The 23,270-nt window shown below is 41.6% G+C and carries 20 protein-coding genes; 11 read left to right on the top strand and 9 right to left on the bottom strand.

Going from position 1 to position 23,270, the window contains the following annotated elements; translation table 11 throughout:
• Positions 1 to 6 precede the first annotated feature (6 nt).
• Positions 7 to 981 (top strand): glyoxylate/hydroxypyruvate reductase GhrB, encoded by a 975-nt coding sequence (gene ghrB, locus PSF28_RS06300; protein WP_210838122.1) that lies wholly within the window; start codon positions 7 to 9, stop codon positions 979 to 981.
• A gap of 51 nt (positions 982 to 1,032) precedes the next feature.
• On the opposite strand, the gene PSF28_RS06295 is transcribed toward ghrB, so the two are convergent.
• From PSF28_RS06295 to dsdC, 3 genes are all read right to left on the bottom strand, one after another.
• Positions 1,033 to 1,500 (bottom strand): hypothetical protein, encoded by a 468-nt coding sequence (locus PSF28_RS06295; protein ID WP_210838124.1) that lies wholly within the window; start codon positions 1,498 to 1,500, stop codon positions 1,033 to 1,035.
• A gap of 125 nt (positions 1,501 to 1,625) precedes the next feature.
• A complete protein-coding gene (locus PSF28_RS06290) occupies positions 1,626 to 2,666 on the bottom strand; it encodes a LacI family DNA-binding transcriptional regulator (protein WP_210838126.1) in 1,041 nt (346 codons plus the stop codon).
• Positions 2,667 to 2,709: 43 nt separating this feature from the next.
• Positions 2,710 to 3,681 (bottom strand): DNA-binding transcriptional regulator DsdC, encoded by a 972-nt coding sequence (dsdC, locus tag PSF28_RS06285; RefSeq protein WP_210838128.1) that lies wholly within the window; start codon positions 3,679 to 3,681, stop codon positions 2,710 to 2,712.
• A 216-nt stretch (positions 3,682 to 3,897) separates the two neighbouring features.
• On the opposite strand from dsdC, the gene dsdX reads away from it, so the two are divergent.
• Positions 3,898 to 5,235, top strand: a complete 1,338-nt coding sequence (dsdX, locus tag PSF28_RS06280) for a D-serine transporter DsdX (protein ID WP_210838130.1) — start codon at positions 3,898 to 3,900, stop codon at positions 5,233 to 5,235.
• Positions 5,236 to 5,247: 12 nt separating this feature from the next.
• Positions 5,248 to 6,582 carry a D-serine ammonia-lyase gene (dsdA, locus tag PSF28_RS06275; RefSeq protein WP_272684793.1) on the top strand — a complete coding sequence of 445 codons (1,335 nt, stop codon included), beginning with the start codon at positions 5,248 to 5,250 and terminating at the stop codon, positions 6,580 to 6,582.
• 69 nt (positions 6,583 to 6,651) lie between these two features.
• Here the strand turns inward: dsdA and PSF28_RS06270 are convergent, their stop codons facing one another.
• From PSF28_RS06270 to PSF28_RS06245, 6 genes are read right to left on the bottom strand one after another with little or no spacing between them, the layout of a single operon-like run.
• The gene (locus tag PSF28_RS06270) at positions 6,652 to 7,713 is read right to left on the bottom strand and encodes an osmoprotectant NAGGN system M42 family peptidase (RefSeq protein ID WP_272664435.1); all 1,062 of its coding nucleotides are present in this window, start codon (positions 7,711 to 7,713) and stop codon (positions 6,652 to 6,654) included.
• Between the two features lie 4 nt (positions 7,714 to 7,717).
• Positions 7,718 to 8,488 carry a FadR/GntR family transcriptional regulator gene (locus tag PSF28_RS06265; protein WP_210838137.1) on the bottom strand — a complete coding sequence of 257 codons (771 nt, stop codon included), beginning with the start codon at positions 8,486 to 8,488 and terminating at the stop codon, positions 7,718 to 7,720.
• 30 nt (positions 8,489 to 8,518) lie between these two features.
• Positions 8,519 to 9,322 (bottom strand): ABC transporter ATP-binding protein, encoded by an 804-nt coding sequence (locus PSF28_RS06260; protein WP_210838139.1) that lies wholly within the window; start codon positions 9,320 to 9,322, stop codon positions 8,519 to 8,521.
• Complete coding sequence (locus PSF28_RS06255) at positions 9,322 to 11,136, bottom strand: dipeptide/oligopeptide/nickel ABC transporter permease/ATP-binding protein (RefSeq protein ID WP_272684792.1); 1,815 nt, start codon at positions 11,134 to 11,136, stop codon at positions 9,322 to 9,324. The genes PSF28_RS06260 and PSF28_RS06255 overlap by 1 nt, the downstream gene beginning before the upstream one ends.
• Positions 11,133 to 12,080, bottom strand: a complete 948-nt coding sequence (locus PSF28_RS06250; RefSeq protein WP_272684791.1) for an ABC transporter permease — start codon at positions 12,078 to 12,080, stop codon at positions 11,133 to 11,135. The genes PSF28_RS06255 and PSF28_RS06250 overlap by 4 nt, the downstream gene beginning before the upstream one ends.
• Positions 12,081 to 12,135: 55 nt before the next feature.
• Entirely contained in the window at positions 12,136 to 13,695 is a 1,560-nt protein-coding gene (locus PSF28_RS06245; protein WP_210838144.1) for an ABC transporter substrate-binding protein, read from the bottom strand.
• Between the two features lie 163 nt (positions 13,696 to 13,858).
• Here PSF28_RS06245 and PSF28_RS06240 point away from each other — a divergent pair, with 163 nt between their 5' ends.
• The 8 genes from PSF28_RS06240 to PSF28_RS06205 all read left to right on the top strand — a co-directional run bounded on the left by PSF28_RS06240 (position 13,859) and on the right by PSF28_RS06205 (position 23,137).
• Entirely contained in the window at positions 13,859 to 14,521 is a 663-nt protein-coding gene (locus tag PSF28_RS06240) for a DUF1028 domain-containing protein (protein WP_109912682.1), read from the top strand.
• 919 nt (positions 14,522 to 15,440) lie between these two features.
• A complete protein-coding gene (locus PSF28_RS06235) occupies positions 15,441 to 16,859 on the top strand; it encodes an NAD(P)/FAD-dependent oxidoreductase (RefSeq protein ID WP_210838776.1) in 1,419 nt (472 codons plus the stop codon).
• A gap of 123 nt (positions 16,860 to 16,982) precedes the next feature.
• On the top strand, positions 16,983 to 17,483 hold the full coding sequence (locus tag PSF28_RS06230; protein WP_004259262.1) for a RidA family protein: 501 nt from the start codon (positions 16,983 to 16,985) through the stop codon (positions 17,481 to 17,483).
• Between the two features lie 242 nt (positions 17,484 to 17,725).
• Positions 17,726 to 18,697 carry a LysR family transcriptional regulator gene (locus PSF28_RS06225; protein ID WP_210838774.1) on the top strand — a complete coding sequence of 324 codons (972 nt, stop codon included), beginning with the start codon at positions 17,726 to 17,728 and terminating at the stop codon, positions 18,695 to 18,697.
• A 164-nt stretch (positions 18,698 to 18,861) separates the two neighbouring features.
• Positions 18,862 to 19,332, top strand: a complete 471-nt coding sequence (locus PSF28_RS06220) for a CYTH domain-containing protein (RefSeq protein WP_210838772.1) — start codon at positions 18,862 to 18,864, stop codon at positions 19,330 to 19,332.
• Positions 19,333 to 19,342: 10 nt separating this feature from the next.
• Complete coding sequence (locus PSF28_RS06215; protein ID WP_210838770.1) at positions 19,343 to 19,975, top strand: hypothetical protein; 633 nt, start codon at positions 19,343 to 19,345, stop codon at positions 19,973 to 19,975.
• A gap of 90 nt (positions 19,976 to 20,065) precedes the next feature.
• Complete coding sequence (locus tag PSF28_RS06210) at positions 20,066 to 21,634, top strand: SLC13 family permease (protein WP_210838768.1); 1,569 nt, start codon at positions 20,066 to 20,068, stop codon at positions 21,632 to 21,634.
• Positions 21,635 to 21,673: 39 nt separating this feature from the next.
• The gene (locus PSF28_RS06205; protein ID WP_210838766.1) at positions 21,674 to 23,137 is read left to right on the top strand and encodes a hypothetical protein; all 1,464 of its coding nucleotides are present in this window, start codon (positions 21,674 to 21,676) and stop codon (positions 23,135 to 23,137) included.
• Positions 23,138 to 23,270: the final 133 nt, after the last annotated feature.

The following is a 23,270-nucleotide window of genomic DNA, read 5'->3' as shown; positions in this document are numbered from 1 at the left end:
GATACCATGAAACAGAACATTATTTTATATAAATCCATTCCCGCGGATCAACTTGAGCGGCTACAGCAGCACTTTAATGTCACTGCATTTGACAGCATTACACCTGAGAATCTCGCTAACTTTAAACAAGCGTTATCCAGCGCTGACGGCATTATCGGGGCCAGTTATCCTATCACCGCAGATGACATTGCCAATGCACCCAATTTGAAAGTGGCATCGACCATTTCCGTTGGTGTCGACCAATTTGATATTGATGCGATGAATGCCAGAAAGGTTGCATTGATGCATACCCCAAATGTATTAACGGAAACCACCGCAGATACCATTTTCACTTTAGTGCTTTGTAGCGCGCGCCGCATTATCGAAATGGCTGAGATGGTGAAAAACGGCCAATGGACTCAAAGTATTGGTGAAAACGCATATGGCAGTAATGTGAATGGTAAAACTATCGGCATTTTAGGTATGGGGCGCATTGGCTATGCCGTTGCCAAACGCGCTCATTTAGGCTTCGGAATGCCAGTTCTCTATTACAATAACCATACCCATCCCGATGCAGAAAACCAGCTCAACGCACGCCGTTGTGACCTCGATACGCTACTTGCGGAGTCTGATTTTGTCTGTGTCGTGCTGCCATTATCAGCGTCAACCGAAAAGCTGATCGGTAAAAATGAGTTAGCAAAAATGAAACCCAGTGCATTTTTGATCAACGGTTCAAGAGGCCGGATCGTCGATGAAGCCGCGCTGATCGACGCATTAGAAAGAGGCACAATTCGGGGGGCGGGTTTAGATGTGTTTGAAGTTGAACCTCTTCCCTGTAACTCTAAGCTACTCACGCTACCTAATGTGGTTGCTCTGCCGCATATCGGTTCTGCTACCCATGAAACCCGTTACGCCATGGTCGAGTGTGCCGTTGATAACCTAATCGCTGCCTTAAAGGGTGACCTAAGCCAAAATTGTGTTAACCCTGAAATAGCGAAATAGATAAATACCTAGAACGCCCTAATTTATTAGGGCTCTTTGGCTCTTTAAACATCAATGCTCATGGGCGTGTCCCGGGCGAGCAACACTGCTTCGTTCACACTCGGTCAGAAATTGGATAGAATTCAGTTTACTGGTTGATGGTGCTAAATAATATAATCCGACGGTTTTTTGACTGGGTGAGTAAATCTCCAACATGCCATTGACATCAGAATAAAAATCACCTTTATTGATCACGACATTAAAATCTTTTATTTTCTCAACACGTCGCTGCTCCGTGCTTTTCACTAGCGGATAACTCATATACTCATAGCCAACAAAATCAACAACATTAATTTGATTATTATTGAAAAAGATTTGAACTTTACTGGCACCAGTGGGGAAGAAAAACTTACCATTACGCTCTATCGTGATGTGATTATAACTTTGGTCAACTTGGCAGGTATATTCTTTGACCTGACTTCTGGTGCTACACCCCGCTAAAACAAGGCTAACTAGCAATAATATCCCTATCTTTCTCATATGTTCCCTATGCTCTCAAAATGGTTATAACTTAATCTACCTACCAGTATACATGTAATAAACCTTAAGCTAAATTGGGAAATGGTAACCAAATTTTAAAAGCCGAACGATTTAGTGTCCAAAGGCTACAATGTCGTCGATTTACGGATCAGCAATTCCCCATTAAATAAGTATTGCAGCGGGGGTTTATCGGGGTTTTCCAGTTTTTCGAGCAAACACTCTACCGCCTTGTGCCCCATTTCCGCTGTTGGTTGAGACACCGAAGTCACCCCTTGCCCAGCTAATGCAGCCCATTCGAGGTTATCGAAGCTTAAAAAGCCAATATCTGTCCCCCAACGTAGCCCTTGTTTATTCATAACATACGCCAGCTGCAAGGTCAGGACACCATTGGCGGCGACAATCACTTTGCGCATACCACGATGTGCGATACAAAAGTCAGCAACGATAGCCTCTAATTTTGCCGGATCTGGCAAGGTGACTTCATGAAATTCGCTTTGAATATGTTGATGATTCTGTGATAACGCTTGAAATGTCTGTAAGCGCTCTTGGCGTGCACTGTTATACACAACAGGCTCAGTGACGAAGCAAATCGCTTCGAACCCTTGTTCAACAAGATGATTAAAGGCCATTTGTGCGGAAGCGGGGTTATCTAACCCAACCATGTCGCTGGGAAAATTGTCGATTTTTCTATCTAATAAGACAAATGGCAGAGTAGTTTCTTTCAGCACGTCAATGAATTGTTCGTTAACACCCGCTGAATTTATGATTAGCCCATCCACGCGGTAACCTTTGAGCAGTTGAATAAATTGGCATTCACGCTCAATGCTATTATCCGCATTGCACACGACGGTCATAAAACCTTGTTTGATTGACTCGGCTTCCACCCCTTTTAGCACTTCAACAGAGAATGGATTACTGATATCGGCAATAATCAAGCCAATCAGGCCTGTCCGCCCATGTTTCAAGCTACGCGCCATTTGGTTTGGCCGATAATTTAATTCACGAATAGCGCTTTCAATACGTTGACGCAAATTATCTGAAAGCAAATGAAATTCACCATTCAAATAACGTGAGATACTGGTTTTCCCTGCCTGAGCTTTGGCAGCGACATCTTTGATCGTGGCAACTTTTTGCGTTTTCGGGGCCATAGCTTTCGGTTTTTCCATTCTCTAAAAACATCACCAAGTGGTTATCTTACTCGAATAAGTGTCATTTTACTTGCGGTATTGCGTTAACTTGCTGTTTTAGCCATTGAATGAATATATCTGCCTTTGGGTTTCGTTTTTCATTCAACATGGCAAAATAATAGCGTTGTTGGCACTTCAGCGAAATATCGCCAAATGGCATCACCAGTTCTTGCCGCTTCAGCCGTTTTTCAACCAATTGTTTACGCCCCATTGCCACACCAGCATGGTTCATTGCGGCAACAATCGCTAAATCGGAACGATCAAAACACAGGTTGCGACGATGTGGAAACAGTGCCAACTGGTAATGCTCACTCCACGCTTTCCACTCATCATAGTCGGAGTTGCTACTCCATGCCTGACGGTCATGCAATAAAGTGCCATTTTTTAGTTGATGAATATTATCGAGTAAATCATATTGCTGCGCGTATTGCGGGCTACAAACAGGCACAATGGATTCAGTCATCAAGTCCTCACAATACAGATTAGATCTTGTTATATCATCATAATAAATGGCAATATCAATACCATAGCCACGAAAATTAACATCATCGTTTCCCGTTAACAGATTCAACTGAATTGAGGGGTATTGATTAGCAAAATCTGCAATTTTGGGGATTAACCAGCACTGGGCAATGGAGGGCCGTGAATACACCGTCAGTTCACCCGAAATTTCTTGGTTTTTGATATCAATGATTTCTTGATTAATATCATCCAAATTTTTACGTAGTGCCCAGTAAATTCGCTCCCCGTCTGAGGTTAGCTCAATACGCCGATGAAAACGCCCAAATAATTTAAACCCCAATTCCCCTTCTAACGTGTTAATTCGGTGACTAACTGCACTGGGGGTTAACGAGAGTTCCTGTGCCGCTAAGGCAAAAGAACAATGCCGTGCAGCCGCTTCAAAAGTATGCAAGCGCGATAGTTGATAACTTGATAGCCGTTTATTCCATTGAATAAATCCAGATTGCTCAAATTGATTGAAATTTACCGACACAATGCCCCCAATAAAAACTATGATGCCTAATAATCTCTACAATACCCATTTTAAGATGAATTTAGATGACCCAAAGACACTAATCTCCAATTTATATGACTAATATCACAGCCTTGAGTTAATTTAGTTCATCCAAACTGCATGTTTCATCGTTTGTCACCTCTGAATATTTATTATCCAATAGAAGAACAACAACAAGATGATCAGGGGTAGGATATGGACTCTACAATGTGGATGATTGGTACTTTAGTTATCAGTATTTTACTAATCATCGTTTCAATTATTAAATTTAAGTTTCATCCCTTTTTAGCACTTTTACTCGCCAGCTTCTTTGTCGGTATCTCCATGCAAATGAACCCATTAGAGATGGTCAGCGCCATCGAAAATGGCATTGGGGGTACACTTGGGTTTTTAGCCGCTATTATCGGTTTGGGGACTATACTCGGTAAAATGATGGAAATCTCCGGTGCGGCAGAGCGCATTGGGGTGACATTACAAAAGAGCCGTTGGTTAACGCCTGACGTTACCATGGTACTAATTGGCTTAATCTGCGGTATTACGCTGTTTGTTGAAGTGGGCGTTGTCCTGCTAATCCCATTAGCTTTTTCCATTGCGAAAAAAACCAATACCTCGTTATTAAAACTGGCTATCCCATTATGTACCGCACTGATGGCTGTACACTGTATCGTACCACCACACCCTGCGGCTCTCTTTGTCACAAATGAATTAGGTGCTGACATTGGTACGGTGATTGTGGCAGGGCTCGCAGTAGGCTTAGTCGCCTCATTAGTGGGTGGACCACTGTTCCTCAAGTTCTTAGGTGACCGCTTACCGTTTAAAACGGTGCCAGAAGCCTTCTCTGACCTTGAAGTACGAGAAGAGAAAGATTTGCCTTCTCTCGGTGCCACATTATTTACCGTTTTACTGCCAATTATCCTCATGTTGATCAAAACAGCCGCTGATTTGAACATGAGCAAAGATAGCCAGTTATTTACCTTTTTACAGTTTATTGGTAACCCAATAACCGCTATGTTTATTGCCGCTTTTGTCGCTTATTACATGTTAGGGATCCGACGTAATATGGGAATGAGCGTATTACTCAGCAAAACCGAAGAGAGTTTTAGCTCAATCGCTAATATTTTATTGATTATCGGTGCGGGTGGGGCATTTAACGGTATCTTAAAAGGCAGTGGACTGAGTGATTCCTTAGCGATGGTGCTATCGGGTATTGATATGCACCCAATCTTACTGGCCTGGCTAGTAGCAATCATCCTGCATGCCGCGGTCGGTTCTGCCACTGTTGCGATGATGGGCGCAACCGCGATTGTGGCTCCGCTAATGCCAATGTACCCGCACATTAGCCCAGAAATCATGACATTAGCCATTGGTTCCGGCGCAATTGGTTGCACCATCGTTACTGACTCGCTGTTCTGGTTAGTCAAACAGTACTGTAATGCCACTTTAGCCGAAACATTCCGTTTTTACAGTGTTGCCACGTTGATTGCGTCTTTCGTCGCGCTGGCAGGCACTTTTGCACTTTCATTTGTGATTTAAAAGAGAGTAATTATGACTCAGATAAATGTTGATAAGTTAATTGCTGACTACCCTTTAGTTCAGGACTTAATCGATTTAAAGCAAATTGCGTGGTTCAACCCAAATGTCACGACAACACAAGCGGGTTTGCCTTATGTCGGGCTAACCATTGAAGATGTGCAAGATGCAGAAGCGCGCTTAAATCGCTTTGCGCCTTATTTGATGAAAGCGTTTCCAGAAACTCAAGCAACACAAGGAATTATCGAATCTGAAGTTATCGATATACCAAACATGCAAGCCGCACTGGAAAAACGTTATCAAACGCCAATCGCAGGAAAAATGTTACTGAAAAAAGATAGTCACCTGCCAATTTCGGGGTCAATTAAAGCCCGAGGGGGGATCTATGAAGTACTCACTCATGCGGAAAAACTTGCCTTAGCCGCCGGTATTTTATCGACAGATGATAATTACGAAATTTTATTCTCTGAACAATTTCGCCAATTCTTTAGCCAATACCGTATTGCCGTTGGTTCAACCGGTAACCTTGGTATGTCCATCGGCATTATGAGTGCTAAACTCGGCTTTAGCGTCAGCGTGCATATGTCTGCTGATGCCAGACAGTGGAAAAAAGACAAATTGCGTTCACATGGTGTGAATGTGGTGGAATATGAGCAAGATTACAGCATCGCAGTTGAACAAGGCCGTAAAGAAGCCGAAAAAGATCCCAACTGCTTTTTTATTGATGATGAAAACTCAACCACCCTGTTTCTCGGCTATGCTGTCGCAGGCCTTCGTCTAAAAAAACAATTTTTAGAGCAAGGGATTACTGTGGATAACGACCACCCGCTATTTGTCTATTTACCTTGTGGTGTCGGTGGTGGCCCCGGTGGTGTCGCTTTCGGGTTGAAACTGGCCTTTGGTGATGCCGTCCATTGCCTATTTGCCGAGCCCACTCACTCGCCTTGTATGCTGTTAGGAGTTCATACTGGCCTACATGATGGTGTGTCAGTCCAAGAAATTGGTATTGATAATATCACCGCCGCAGACGGGCTGGCAGTTGGCCGTGCATCCGGTTTTGTGGGGCGTGCAATGGAGCGGCTTATTGATGGTTATTACACCATTGACGATAGCGAAATGTATAACCTGTTAGGTTTACTCAACCAGACCGAGTCTATTAAATTAGAGCCGTCAGCCTTGGCGGGTATGACTGGTTGCGTGCATGTCACACAAAACATGGGTTATTTGCAATCCAAGTCCCTCACGCCGACGAAACTGGCCAATGCAACACATCTTGTATGGGCAACGGGTGGCGGTATGGTGCCTGTGGATGAGATGCAAAAATATTTATCACAAGCTAACCTAAGTTAACAATTAACGTATTCAACGCCCTCTTCACGTTCAATGAGAAGAGGGCTTTTTAGTATCAACTACACATTATTAGCTTTGTAATAATTGCCCCGGTAATGGCACTAAATCACTTTCAATATAGCGTCTCACTAAGGTTGCGAGCGCCACTAATGAGTCCAAATGAGTCCTTTCCCAACCGTGGGAGCTGTCTAGTGCGAAACACGCTAAAGCCGCACGAATATCCCATCCTGCATCAATTGCCGCAGCACTATCCGAACGATAATGTTTAAACGTATCGCGGACGTGAGGAATATCATACTGCTGGCATAATTGCAGTAAATGCCGTGTAATTGCCAAATCAAACGGGCCGGTTCTGTCACGAAAGGCTAAGGTCAGTGCGTCATCTCGTGTGGTTTGATCTGGAGCAGAAACTGAGTTATCAATCGCTAACAATTCTTGAACTTGCGAACCAAAACCGTGTGTGCCGCCAATTCCAACTTCTTCTGAAATCGTGAACATCATCTGGCAAGGCACCGCAGGCACAACGCCATCATCCACCAGTGATTTTAATGCGGCTAACATCACCGCACATCCAGCTTTATCATCCAAATGACGCGATACAATAAAGCCGTTATCAATGAATTCGGGTTGCGCATCAACCGCAACAATATCACCGACATTTAAGCCATGGGATTGTAAATCAGCGAAGTTATAACAGGGAGCATCAAGGCGAATTTCTAAATTATCCCAATCCGCAATTTGAGTATCAACTTCAGTATTAAAGCGATGCCCAGACGCTTTTAATGGCAAAATAGTGCCACGATATTGGTGATTGTCGCTAAATACTGTCACCCTTGCACCTTCCGCAAAGCGTGCTGCCCATGTGCCTGTATTACGCAGTGCCAAGCGCCCATTTGGTTTGAGTTGTGTCACCATCGCCCCAAGCGTATCAAGGTGTGCGGCTAATGCACGTTTAGGTTCTTCAGAGCCAAGCGTGATATATAGCACTCCGCGGCGTGTATATTTCGGCGCGAACCCCAACTCAGTCAACCATTGATGTGTCTGCGCAACAGCTTGTTCAGTCATCCCAACCGGGCTAGGCGTACATAACAATGTTTTTAATACAGAGGTCAGATATGCTTTATCTATCATTACGTTACCTATTTTCACTTAAAAAACGTTCTTGCAATGTGGCTTGTAACGCTAACATGGCTTGTTCCGCGTAGGCCATATGTGCTTCCATCACCGATTGAACCTTCTCGGCGTCTTTACGGCGTAAAGCCTCGATTAATTGATATTGGTATTCAATACCTTGGCGTCTGTCGACGGGCTCAGGTTTTAAATAAATGTCCTTACAAACCGCTAAATCTTTGAGTAAACGCTGTAAAAAGTGGCAAATAAACACTAATAAAACGTTATCGGAATAGCTGGCAACCACCGCATGAAAATCCAGCTCTGCCATCCGTTGCTGCCAGCGCTCATTTTCATCTGCGGGCTCATGGTCATAAATAGCGATGGTATCGTACAGCTTCTGGATACCGTCATTATCAATGTTGTCAATCGCACTAACTGCAACCACCGGTTCTAGTAATTTACGTAACGTATAAATATCTTTGATTGATATATCCCGCGTAAACAAATAGTTCGATAACAAACTCATTGCTCGCGATTCAGTCATGGAATCAATAAACGCACCACCACCCGGCCCGGTTTTCGTTTTAATTAACCCTTGAACTTCCAGTGATTTCAATGCTTCTCGCACAGTACTTTTGCTGGCGTTATAATGTTCAATAAGTTCTTTTTCTTGTGGCAAACGGTCACCGGGTATGAGGTTATCGGCCATGATAGTTTCTTTTATTGCATTGACGATTTCATCAGTCCGCTTAATACGTACTGGTTCTATCGTCGTCGGCTTATTGTTGCTCATGTTAGGTTCTCAACTGGTTTAAATAAGTTTCTAAGCGACTGAATCAACACGAATACGAGGGGCACTAGCCAATAAATTTCGCGTATATTCATGCTCCGGTGCGGCAAATAAGCTGCGGGTATCTCGACATTCTAACAAATCTCCTAAATAGAGTACGGCGACTCTATCTGCGATTGATTCCACTACCGCTAAATCGTGGCTAATAAATAAATAGGATAACGAAAACTGTTGTTTGAGTTGTTCTAATAGCAACAAAACTTGCGCTTGTACCGAAACATCCAACGCACTAACCGGCTCATCCAGTACTAATATTCGTGCATCTGCGGCTAAAGCTCTCGCAATGGCTAGCCTCTGAGCCTGCCCGCCTGAGAATTCATGGGGATAACAGGCTAAAGCATCGATTGGCATATTGACGGCCTCAAGTAATTCCGCCAGCCGAGCCGCTCTTTGTGATGAGTTCATGTGTTTTAAATATTTCAACGGAACAGACAAAGTCTCTCCAATGGTTTTTCGCGGGTTCAAAGATGCAACAGGGTCTTGAAAAACATACTGAATGGCTTGCCCAAACGCACGCGCACCTTGCTGCTGCCACTCGGCACGAGTTTGCCCTAAGACAGTAATATCTCCCGAGGTCTCTCGCTCCAAGCCAACTAAAATACGCGCTAAAGTGCTTTTCCCTGAGCCACTCTCCCCAACCACCGCCAGAGTTTCACCTTCGTAAAGTGATAATGAAATATTTTTCAATGCATGAACTTGGCGCCCTCGAGGGTGAAATAAGCTTCTTGGCTGCCCGAAGGTTTTCACCAGCTGATTAACCTCAATCACTTTTTTCATTAAACCTCCTGTGTCGATGTCAAATCATTGCCATCGGGCTGATGACCATAGAGTTGTTGCACTTGTTTTAAAAACCCACGTCCTTCCCCTAACTTAGGTACACTGGCAATCAGACGTTGTGTATAAGGATGCTGAGGCTGCCGTAATACCGTTTGCGTATCACCGGTTTCGACTATCTCACCTTGCTGCATCACCGCAACACGGTCGCAAATTTGGTTAATCACCGCGAAATCATGGGTAATAAATAAGAGTGCAACCCCGCGTTCACGGCGTAGCTGGTCAAGTAATTCTAGAATTCGCGCTTGTACTGTGACATCTAATGCGGTGGTCGGCTCATCAGCAATAATCAACACGGGGTCATTAGCCAGAGCCATTGCGATCCCTACCCGCTGGCGCTGTCCGCCCGAAAGCTCATGGGGATAGGCATCGAAACGTTCTCGCGCATCTGGGATCCCGACGCTGTCCAACAATTCAATGGCTTTGTTTTTCGCCTCATAGAGTGACAAAGATTGGTGAGCGGTGATGGCCTCACGTAATTGCACACCGATGGTAAACTGGGGATGGAGCGTCGTCAGTGGGTCTTGGAAAATATATGAAACCTTCGCACCGCGACGGCGCTGCATAACAGATAACGGCAATGACAGCATTTCTTCGTGTTCCACATAAATTCCCCCCGCCGTAATCAATGCCGGAGGTGATGCGAGCAGCCCCATAACAGATAAAGCGGTGACACTCTTACCCGAGCCGCTTTCCCCAATTAACCCTAGACACTCCCCCGCCCCAACAGTAAAACTGATCCCTTTTACAGTTGAACGTAATTGATTTCCTTGGCGAAAAGCAACCGACAAATCTTTGACTTCTAATACCGCTTGTTCACCTCCCGTTTTCGCAGGAATATTAACTCTATCGGTTTGTGTCATTGGTTGTGATCGCTGTAAGGCTCCCGATTTTAACCGGGGATCAAGAATGTCACGCACGCCATCTCCTAGCAGGTTAAAACTAATCACAATAAGAAAGATCATAATACCGGGTACCAATGCCACATGAGGAGCGACAAACATCTGTGCGCGCCCTTGCCCTAGCATTGAACCTAAGTCTGCATTAGGTGGCTGAGTACCTAGCCCTAAAAATGACAAGCCTGCCGTCTCTAGGATCATCCAACCAATGGTCGTTGACATGGTAACCACAATGATTGGCAAGACATTCGGTAACACTTCCGTTAATAGGACTTGTAAATGGTTTTTACCTGACAACCTTGCTGCTTGAATAAAATCCCTATCGCGTAAACCCACTGTTAACCCACGAATATTCCTAGCAAAAAAGGGAATATTCACTAATGCGATCGCATATAACGCATTGAGTAACCCTGGCCCAAGTACCGCGACAATGGCTAATGCCAATAGAATGTATGGAAATGCCATTAGCATATCAATACAACGCATCAATAATGTATCGGTGCGATGGCCGACATACCCAGCCACTAAACCAATCAGGGTGCCGAATATTGCAGCGATTAGTGTTGCTGAAATACCGACTAATAGAGACACTCGCGTTCCCCACAGCAATCGAGATAAAATATCTCGCCCTAAATGGTCAGTACCTAATAAATGACCAGACGAAAAAGCGGGAAGTAGCCGATTAACTAAATCAGTTTCATCAGGATTAGCAAGGGGGAGCCAAGGCGCTAAAAATGCCAAGAGCATAATGATAGATAAAGTAAATAGCCCCAAAGTTGCTAGGCGGTTCGCTAGCAGTAACGAGCCGATCGACTGGCGATGACGATGCTGAATAACAGGGGTCACAGATTGGCTCATGATTTCAACCTCGGGTCTAATATGGCTTGCGCAACATCCGCAAGTAAATTGATAAATACATAGGACGCCGCGGCAATCAATACGCCCCCTTGGACTAAAAACAAATCACGAGTTGCCACAGCCTTTACCAACATGGCGCCTAGACCCGGCCATTGGAAAACCGTTTCAATATAAACCGCACCACCAAAAACAAAACCCGCCTGAATACCAATGACTGGGATCACGGAAACCAATGCCATACGAAATGCATGACGAAAAATGACTTTACGCTCACTAAGCCCTTTTGCTCTCGCAGTGCGAATGAAATCGAGACGTAAAACTTCGAGCATCGCGGTTCGCGTTAAACGAGCAATCACCCCGGTCGCAACCAGCGATAGCGTTATGACAGGCAAGACAAGGTGATGCAATAAATCACCGAGTCCACCACCTTGCCAAATATCGTACATCCCTGATGCGGGGAACCATTGCAGTTGAACGGAAAAAAGCATAATCATCAATAATCCAATCCAGAAGGACGGCATTGAGATCCCTAATAAAACCGCTAACGTGATGAATCGGTCACTCCAACTAAATTGGCGAATAGCAGAAATAATCCCTGCCAATAACCCCAACACTGAACTCAGTAATAAGGCACATCCTCCGAGCACTAAGGTCGCTGAAAAACGCTCTAACACTTCATCAACCACGGGACGATTCAGCACGAACGAGCGGCCAAAGTCCCCCGAAATCAAGTTCTGCATCCAAATAAAGTACTGTTGATATAATGGCTTATCTAAACCAAGCTCCATTTTTACACGTGAAACATTCTCAGGTGTCGCCCAAGGGCCAAGGAGTGCTTGGGCGGGGTCTCCGGGGATCATCGCCATGATTAAAAAGACAATCAGCGTCAAGCCAATCAGTATGGGTATGGTCGCTAAAATGCGTTTCAAACAGTATAACCACATAGTTTTTCCCCATAAAATCAAATAATTAATTGAATAGCTAACTCACATTAATTAATCAATCTTTACGAACGTCTTTAAGTAATAAGTTAAAATTAGGCTGCAATTTGAAATGCTTAACATGCTCATTAGCGACCGCATTTTGCTTCCAGTTCGCCACAAACAACCAAGGTGCATCTTGATGAACAATTTTTTGAACTTGTCGATATAACTGAGCGCGCTCCTCAAGGTTATTTGTGACCCGCGCTTTATCTAACAATTCATCCAGTTGCTTGTTACTGTAATAACCGGAGTTAAATCCGCCTTTATCCGGCCAAGAAGCGCTATGCAAGGTTAAAAAAGGTAAGGTATCTGGGTCATTCGTCATCCACGCCATTTCGGCCATATGCGCTTGTTTGAGGCCTGCATTGACCTTGGATAAGTAGGTATTCCACTCAAAGGTTTGAATTTCGACAACTAAGCCAACCGCTTTCAGGTCAGCTTGAATGGCGGTAGCCATGGGAATCGGGTCTAACATCCCTGAGCCCCCTTCGGTGACATAAAAAATAATTTTTTGCCCTTGAGCCCCTGCTTCTGCTATCAATTGGCGGGCTTTTTCAGGGTCATAAGGGTAAGCCTTGGTTTCTTCATCAAATGCCCAATCGAAAGCTGATGGAATCGGACCTTGTGCGACGCCTGCGGAGTCCTGAAGAATATATTTCACAATATTTTCTTTATTTACCGCGTAGTTAACTGCTTGCCTTACACGCACATCATCAAACGGTGGCTGAGACGCATTAAGCATGGCATACCAAACATGAGGTCCTACAGCTTCATAAACATGGAAGCGGTTGTCATTAACAAATAACGGAACATTATCAGCAGGGACTTCAACCATGGCATCAATCCCCCCTGATAACATTTCGGCTACCCGGGTATTGGCGTCAGTAATCGGCCGAAAAACAACATGTTTTAAACCGGGTTTACCATCCCAATAGTCTTCATTAGCAGATACGACAACCCTTTGGTTTGCCGTCCACTCATCAAATTTAAAGGGGCCTGTTCCACTGGGATGGCGGCTAAAGTCTTTGTCATATTGCTTTACTGCTGTGGGCGAAACAATCAGCCCTGCGGGCGTGGCTAAGTTTGATAAAAACGGGGCAAATGGTTCTTTTAAGGTAAAAACCACAGTCTTGTCATTCGGGGTTGTAATTTTGTCTATGGCAGAGAAAAAAAACGATAATGGGAATGGCCCTGTATGGTAATACGGGTGCTGGTTATCCAACATTCGTTCAAACGTGAATTTGACTGCATCTGCGTTGAAGGGGCTACCATCATGAAACTTTATATTTTCACGTAAGTGGAAAGTGTATGTGAGGCCATCATCACTAATAGACCATGATTGAGCTAAAGCAGGTTCAAGCGTTAATGTGCCATCAGCATTACGAACTAACCCTTCGTACAAGTTAACCAAAATTCGGGAATCATTCGCAGCGGTTGCAACTTGCGGGTCTAATGACTGCGGCTCTGCAACTTGCCCTAATAACAAAACATTCGGGTGGTTCACCGCCAATGTCGGTAGCGAAATAAAGCATAAAAGCCAAAAACTGGCTATCCACCTACATAAACGCATATTCATTCGCTCCTCCCCGAGTACTGACATTGCCATATGATTGTGAAGTGTGATTTGTGTCAATTTTGTTAATAATTTTATCTTTTTCTTTATTTATGATGATGAATTATATTTCAAGCAAGAATTTATAATGATAAATTTGATCAAGGTCTAATTTATGAGGTGCAAAATGACATTTTCAATTGTGGCGCGCTGCCCATTGACAGGAAAAATAGGTGCAGCGACGGCAACAGGTGGTCCTGCGGTTGGAGCATTAGTCTTACACGGTAAAAGCCAAACGGGAGCCATCGCCACTCAAGCAATGACAAACCCAATTGCAGGCTTAACCGGTATTGAATATTTGCAGCAAGGCCATAATGCAAATAACAGCTTAGACTACCTTGTAACGCAAGATATTGAGCGGAAGCAACGACAGCTGATTGTTCTTGATAATCATGGAGGCACGGCTGATTGGACCGGCCAAAATTGCTTACCTTGGTGCGGAAGTTTATCGGAGCCTAACTTAGCCATTGCTGGAAATATGTTAGTTGGAGAGCAAGTCCTGAATGCCATTTATCAGAGCTACCATAACAACTCACATCAAGCTCTGGCTGATCGATTACTCATCGCCATGCAAGCAGGTGCAGATAAAGGTGGTGACTACAGAGGGATCCGTTCCGCTGCATTAAAAGTCTGGAATAACCGACAATATCCAGATATCGATATTCGCAGTGACTGGTCAGAAGCACCGCTATCAGCGCTTTCCATCATTCTTCAACAGGTTCGTTCCGAAGATTATGCTGATTTTTTTGCACAAATTCCTACAGGAAATGAATATATCACTCGTAATTGATGCTATTTAGGTGTGTATCGACTAATAATGTAAAATAATTTAATGATATACACCCTGAAACAAAATGGTTAATAAATCATTTTATTATTAACTCAATGAATAATTATGTATTTTTTTATTATTCTTAATTCTTTCATTCATCCAAAAAAACTATTTTATAATATATTCTTAATAATTGATTTCTATCTTGCAGCATCTTAATCATTTGCTGCACAGTAGTGGAAACCAAAGTCTCTAATTATTTAGCTATAATACTCAAAGTAATCAAAGTGACTGGTTTTTCGTAATCTACAAATGCACTTTGTTAATTTATCAAGATTATTAACCTTAATAACAATTAGGTTATTACCCTCACTCAGTTACTACGCTAAAAAATAGATGAAAACAAAATAATCATAATTATCAATAAATTAAAAAACACCACCTAGATGTATAAAATACATACAAATAAGTGAGTATTTTTAAATCAATATGAATTATATTGCTCTGACTCTACGTATAATTAATAATCAAACGAACAAAAAATAACTCATTTATTTCATTTAAAACATATTTTTTATATTCCCCCCCCTTTAGCATTTAAGGGATATTCAGCACTTTCTTCTGTGATGAAATATTCATCCCTTATTTTGGTTTCACTCTTAATAACACTATTTAAGCGAAATATTTATATTTACACCCGTACACTTTTCATGACAGTTAGTTATAAAAAATAATAAATCATAAATTAGAAAAACAGCATAATCTCCGACAAACCCTTTACAACACTGACAATATCAATTTACTTTCGCAAATCATTCACCCAACTTTATTAACAAATGCTACCCATACTTAATAATTATGAAATATATGATAAGATCATAATCTCAATTTGAAATTATTTACTATATAAAAAACAAGATTGTTATTGAGGTTATAGATGAAAATCTCGAGAAGAAAGCTATTATTAGGGGTTGGTGCTGCTGGTGTTTTAGCAGGGGGTGCTGCGGTTGTTCCTATGATCAATCGTGAAGGTCGTTTTGAATCGACTAAATCACGTGTACCAGCTGTTGCTGGCACAGAAGGCAAATTACCAGAGTCTGCAGATGCAGTCATCATCGGTGCCGGCCTTCAAGGGATCATGACTGCAATTAACCTTGCTGAAAAAGGTCTTAATGTTGTTATCTGTGAAAAAGGTGTTGTCGGTGGTGAGCAATCAGGCCGTGCATATAGCCAAATTATCAGTTATAAGACTTCCCCAGCTATTTTCCCTTTACACCATTACGGCAAAATTCAATGGCTTGGCATGAACGAAAAAATCGGTGCTGATACCAGCTACCGTGTTCAAGGCCGTGTTGAAGTACCTTCTAGCGAAGAAGATTTAGAAATTTCAAGAGCCTGGATTAAATCTGCATCTGAAAATCCAGGTTTCGATACACCTTTACGTACCCGTATGATTGAAGGAACTGAACTGGCGAATCGTCTGGTTGATGCACAAACTCCATGGAAAATCGGTGGATTTGAAGAAGACTCTGGTAGTCTTGACCCTGAAGTTGTCACACCAACCATGGCAAACTACGCAAAATCAATCGGTATTCGTATCTACACCAATTGTGCAGTACGTGGTATTGAAACGGCGGGCGGTAAAATTTCTGATGTTGTCACTGAAAAAGGTGCAATCAAAACTTCTCGTGTTGTTCTGACGGGTGGTATTTGGTCGCGTCTGTTCATGGGTAACTTAGGTATTGACGTTCCAACATTGAACGTTTACCTATCACAACAACGCATCAGTGGCGTACCAGGCGCACCAAAAGGTAACGTCCACTTACCTAACGGTATTCACTTCCGTGAACAAGCTGATGGTACCTACGCGGTTGCACCACGTATCTTTACCAGCTCTATCGTTAAAGATAGCTTCCTGTTAGGACCAAGATTCCTACACGTATTAGGCGGTGGTGAATTACCATTAGAGTTCTCTCTTGGTAAAGACTTATTTAACTCATTCATGATGGCAACGTCTTGGAACTTAGACGAGAAAACACCTTTCGAAGAGTTCCGTACTGCAACTAATACACCAAACAACGAACACTTAGATGGCGTTCTGGAAAGACTGAGAAAAGAATTCCCAGTATTTAAAGAGTCTAAAGTGGTTGAACGTTGGGGTGGTACCGTTGCACCAACAGATGATGAAATTCCAATTATTTCAACAGTCGAGCAGTACCCAGGCTTAGTCATCAATACCGCAACAGGTTGGGGTATGACTGAGAGCCCAGCATCTGGTCGATTAACGGCGGAATTATTAATGGGCGAAACACCATTTATCGACCCTACGCCGTATAAACTTTCCCGTTTTAGCTAAAAAACAGGAAAAATAGCGATTTTTACTGTGGATCTATTAGCGAATAGTTTAAAGTTAAATGAAAGTTTAATTTTTGATAAAACTAATAGATCCTATTTACTTTGATAATGTTAAGGAGTTTACATGCGCTATAAAACTTTATTGCTTTCTCTGCCTTTGATTTTAGGTGTAGCAAGTGCGAATGCAGCCGATGATGTTAAACGCGTTCCAGTGAAAGGATTCCCTATCTCTGAATCAGTAGAAATCAATGCGGGCAACCTCATTTTCCTCAGCGGAAAAGTCCCTTCTAAAATCTCTGCAGACGCGAAAGAAGGCGTTTTAGAGTCTTATGGTAATACCGAAGCACAAACAATCAACGTATTAAAACAAATCCAAGCTAACCTCGAAGGTATGGGCTTGACGATGAATGACGTTGTTAAAATGCAAGTATTCTTAGTTGGTGGTGAAGAAACTCAAGGTACTATGGACTTCGCTGGCTTTATGGCTGGTTACAACAAGTTCTATGAGTCTGAGAAAATTACTAATCTGCCAGCTCGTTCTACCTTCCAAGTCGCTAAACTGGCTAACCCAGCTTGGAGAGTAGAAATCGAAGTGACAGCGGTACGCCCTGCTGCAAAAAAATAAGTTCTTCTAACGAAGAATAATCAATAATGGGGCATAATCATTATGCCCCATTATATTTCCCCCTAATAACCCTATTCCATTCTTTTTTTGATACATTACTTCACGCTACCGCTATTATTTATCCCCCTATCCTCTGTGCGGTCACAAATTATCACTCCTTTTCTGTGCAACCGTTTCACACCTACTTATAATTTCAAAGAACGGATCAGGGCTGAAAAATATGACATCGCGGGTAAACAAAAATGACTCACAATACTGTCAGTCGAATGAATTTAGACCATCTTAAAACTTTTCATTACGTGGCTAAAAGTGGTAGCTTTACTCAAGCAGCACATATTTTATTTTTGAGCCAACCAGCTGTTAGCCAACAAATCCAAGGTTTAGAAAATTCTCTACGGGTTGCTTTATTTGATCGTTCCCGAAAAAAAATCACCTTAACCAGTGAAGGAAAAGTACTCTATAGCTATACCAAAAGGTTATTTTCATTATTTGATGAGATAGAGCATGTCTTTCAAGATTTAAATTTATTACAAACTGGAACGCTAACAATTGCAGCAACTGCTGTTATGGGCAGTTATTATTTGCCAGATATCCTAAAACAATTTAATACTCGCTATCCGCTGATTCATATAAAAATAAAAATTGGCAATTCACAGCAAGTGATGGATTGGGTAGCAGAACAAGAAGCAGAAATTGGTTTAGCAGGCCGAGTTCCTATTGTGCCGAATGTAAACCAAGTATTCTTACACCGGGAGCCCTATATCGCCGTTGTTGGCCCCAATTCTCCACTTCTACAACTTCAGCGCCCATTAACAATCGAAGAGTTCACAAACGCTTCTCTCGTGATGAGGGAAAGGGGAACACGCACCCGAGCTAAAATTGAAGATTGGCTAAAAGCACATATTGCACTCCATGATTCCCCTCCCCCTATTATTACTGTCACTAATTTAGAGGCGACAAAAAGATTAGTCGCAAGTGGTTTTGGGATTACCGCGTTACCTTATTTAAGTGTTAGCGATGATATTAGTGTAGGAAAATTGATCCAGCTACAAATTAATGCCTTTGATGTTGATGCAGATTATTATTTAACTTACCAAACTAATCGTTCGCTTTCCGCAGCTGCTTTTCAATTTATTATGTTATTGCGCGAAATATCTGACGAAATATCATTAAATAGTGATATAGAGCAACTTATTCATACCGAAAATATCTAAATTGCATCAATTATACAACAGATAAGCAACTATAATATTTACTTATATTACGCATACAACTTGCTGATTTTTGGTTCTTCTATGAATGTGCAAAGATGGTTTTAAATAAAACTCATGGTTAATAATAAAACTTAACCACTTTGTTCTTCTCAGGAGTAATCATAATGGCTAAAGAAATTGAACGTAAATTTTTAGTATCGGGTGATTCATGGAGAGAATTAGCCAATGGTGTTCGTTACACCCAAGGTTATTTAAATAGTCAGAAAGAACGAACCGTTAGAATAAGAACTATCGATGATAAAGCCTTCTTAACAATTAAAGGAATTACCGTCGGTATTACTCGAACTGAATATGAATATGAAATTCCCCATGCTGATTGTGTTGCTATGCTGACGCAATTAGCAGAACAACCCATTATCGACAAGAAACGTTATAAAATCCCTTTCAATGGCTTAATTTGGGAGGTAGATGAATTTTTTGGTGTTAACGAGGGACTAATCGTTGCTGAAGTCGAGCTTAGCGATGAAAATCAATTCTTTAACAAACCTGACTGGGTAGGCGACGAAATATCTTCAGACCCCAAATATTTTAATTCTAATCTTGTTGCTAATCCTTATACCACATGGAAAAAATAAGGGGAATTTTATGAATACATTAACTAAAAATATTGCGATATCAGAAGAAGATGCGAGTAAAATAGTACCTCGAGCAGAATTTAGAATATTTGGACATGACCTTATTAACGAAATAGAAGCCAAAATTTGGGATGTCAAAGCAACCTTATACGCTGCGCGAAAAATGCCAATAGAAACCTATTTTTTATCTGAAAAAACCAATGATGCCAATGTAAAAGTACGTGATGGATTATTAGATATTAAAGTTAAAGTTGGTGAAACAAAAGAGGGCTATGAAATATTCCAACCGAGAGGCAAATTCCAATTTCCAGTAAAAAAAGAAGAATTAAATATTATTTTATCTCATCTTGAAGTTGATATTCCTCTCGATAAAGACAGCTATGAAATAGAGGAATTCAAAGCTATTGTACGCCAACACCCTTGTCTCAATGCAGTCACCGTTGAAAAAATGCGCTATGGCTTTATGGTCGATGGCATTATTTGTGAGTTTGCACGCGTTTGGTTCAATGGGGCACTAATGGAAACCGCTTGTTGTGAAAGTGAAGATTACGAAAAAATGCAAGCCGTCGTTAATGCCTTAGGTATCAATAAATTGCCTAACACAAATTATTTGAAAGCCGCCAAGCGTGTTGTTGGCATGTAACTCTTTTATGTAATGCATATCGTTGTTCATCTATATGGGTCGAGTCAAATAACACCGACCCTTGAATGATAATAATAAAAGGAGATATGTATGTCAGCAAATAGTAAGCCAAGCTTTGACCCACTTGATATGCGTAATTATTCATTAGAAAAATTCCGTGATATCAAAGCTGGCGCACTAATGCAAAATCTCAAACTCATTGGTGTACCTTTAGCTATTCTCTCATTTCTATTTTTCGAATTACAATGGTGTGGGACAATCGATGTATTTGAAGCACAAACAAAAGTTCCCGCAGCTCATTGCTATAGTGCAATGGGAATTTTTGTTGCTTCACTGATTTTATGGCTCACTGAAGCTATTCCAAATTATCTCACGTCATTAATTGTCGTTGTTGTCGTTATCATTACTGGTGTGATGAAAATGCGCCCAGCCTTCGCGATGCTGGGTGAACCCGTCATGATTCTAAATATTGCCAGCTTTATCCTAGCGAGCGCATTAGTTACGACAGGTTTGGCAAAACGTATTTCACTCATGCTAGTACTCAAAACTAAAAATCATTTAACCATGTTATTCCTATGCTTTGTGGCATTAAACTTGATTTTTGGTGCATTTATTAGTGCAACCTCGGCAAAAACGGCACTACTACTGCCATTATTTATGGTAATTTCGGCTATCTACGGTGCCACTGGTGGTGCTCAGCGTAACAATGTTGGCCGTAATATGGTGCTCCTTAACTTGCTGGCTAATAATGTCTCCGCTAGCGCATTCTTAACAGGTTCTGCGGCCAATTTATTAGCAGCAGCAATGCTAGAAAAAGCAGGTGCATTAGTCACTTATCAAGATTGGTTTATTGCACTATTCCCATTGGCTGTCATTCAATGTTTAGTCGCATGGTGGACTGGAACTCGGTTTATTTTTAGGATTACAGATGAAGAAAAAACACCGAAACTCGAAGGTGGCATGGACCGCTTACGCTCGGAATATAATGCATTAGGTAAAGTCAAAATCAGTGAAATTAAAGCAGGGGTCGTATTTATTCTTGTTTTACTATTATGGTCCACAGGTAAATGGACAGGTTTACGTGCTGAAGTTGTCGCATTAGCAGGTGCTTGTATTGTACTGATGCCCTCTTTTTCACGGCTGCCAGCAATGGGTGTCATGAAATGGAATGATGCTGATATTCCATGGCACATGTTAATGTTTAGTTTTGGTGCTTATGTATTAGGCGGTATGATGGACCAGACTGATATTGTCGGCCTTTATGTCCACAAAGCCTTTGACCATTGGAACATAGACCCTCAAGGTGCTGGAAAACTGCTTGTTTTCGCTGTATTAAGCGCAGTATTTGCACTCACCACATTGATTAGTGAAAGTAAAACAGCACGTACAATTATTTTATTCCCTATTATTATTGCTATTGCTCAACGATATAACTGGGATTTAGTTGGCTTCTGTTTACCCATGGCATTTATGATTAACCAAGTTTATGTTCTCTATTTTAACTCTAAACCCGCCAATATAAGCTATTTGACTGACCAATATTCAACCGGTGACTCATTTAAATATGGTATGATTCAACTCATCCTTATCTGGATACTACTAATACTATGGACACATTACGTTATGCCACTCATGGGATTTAATAGTTATCTTTGGTAAAGATAGAATATTGGCCAAAAGAACAGTGTGAAGGAAAATATGATTAAAGAATCTCTCAAGATCCATGGAAAAAAACAGTTTGAAATCAAACAAAAAGTGTTGTTTCCACGTAAGTCTAAAGAGATCCGTTACCAAGTAGAGACCTTTTTCTTTTTGCCTTCATCATTACAGATTAACCCAGACCTCTACACAGCATCAAACCTCCAGCGCAGCCTAAAAAACTATATTCGGCTGCGCCCACCGACCGTAAAATTATCATCACTGGCTGATGAAAACGGGGCATTAGATGAACTAAAACAGTGGCTACAACAATGTACGCCACAAAACTTACCTTCATTAGACGAGTATGAAAATAGGCTAAAGCGCTATGCTTTAACCTTCAAAAGAACCGTTCGTTTGAATGTTAAAATGGTAAGCCAAAATCCCCAACGGCAAACGCCTGAATACTTAGCTGAGTTCATGGCAAACATCGCAAAATGTCTCTGTACTTATCGTGAATTAGCAACACAGTCAACCAAAATTGAAGAAGCCATCCATTCCAATGCCTTTTCTTATTGTGACGAATTTATGACGTATTACACCATGAATTACTTACGTGATTTATTAGCGGATAAGCAAATGCCGTTACGTGAAGAAATACGTCATTTTTGGTATCAAGAAATGCGTTATCTGAAGAAACAATACCCTGATTGTTTTCCTAGTGATGAAACGGATGCTGAATTAGTCACATATCGCCGTAATTTATTGAAAAAATATATTAATCGCTATCTCTATTTAGAAATTCGTCACAAGCGGGGACTTCCCCTGCTATTACACTCTATTTATGGTATTGCCGCTGCAATTTCAATGCTTTTCGCTACGGTTATCGCCTTTTTCTGGCAAGGAAAGTATGGAGCTTTAAGTGCCAACTTATTTTTGGCTATGGTCATCGGCTATATCTTCAAAGATAGGCTGAAAGAAGTGGGCCGAGAGCAGTTGTATCGCCTATTTCAAAAATGGATCCCCGACCGACAATTACGCATTTACCGCGAAGGAGTGAAAGCACCAGTCGGTATTTGTAAAGAGTCTTTTCGTTTTATTAATGAAAATATGCTTTCGCCGGATATCCGTGAAATGCGGCAAAAATCTCATTGGGTCAATTTAGTTAACGTCCAGCGAATGGAAGATATCCTGTATTACCGTAAAGATGTATTGCTACATAACCGCCAATCCGTGTTTGAAAAAAACCAATCATCAATCGCAGATATTACGCGTTTTAATATTTCGGATTTCCTAAAATATATTGATATTAGCTATGAAGAACTCACCGTGAATGATGATGAGCCTGCAATTATTGGTGAAAAGGTGTATCACATTTACCTTTGTCGTCGCGTCACAATTAACAAAAAAACCTATAATGAGCTGGCTCGTTTAGTAGTGAATGCCGATGGGATAAAGCGTTTAGAAGTATTGCAGTCACTAGATTTACTGACAACCGATGAAGATATTGAAATTTCACCGTAAATGTTTTGTTTTTTCTATTTTCTTTCCAAGAAAAATATTCTAATTCACTATAATTTTCTAAATCATTCGAACTGTAGCAAGGCGGCAAGAGAAGATATCTCGGGGAGCATACAAAAGTATGTGACCCGAGTAG

This window comes from Providencia sp. PROV130, assembly GCF_028482225.1.
GTDB classification, from domain to species: domain Bacteria; phylum Pseudomonadota; class Gammaproteobacteria; order Enterobacterales; family Enterobacteriaceae; genus Providencia; species Providencia rettgeri.
Note: the sequence above shows the minus strand (reverse complement) of the source record. Positions and strands in the feature narration are given on the sequence as shown.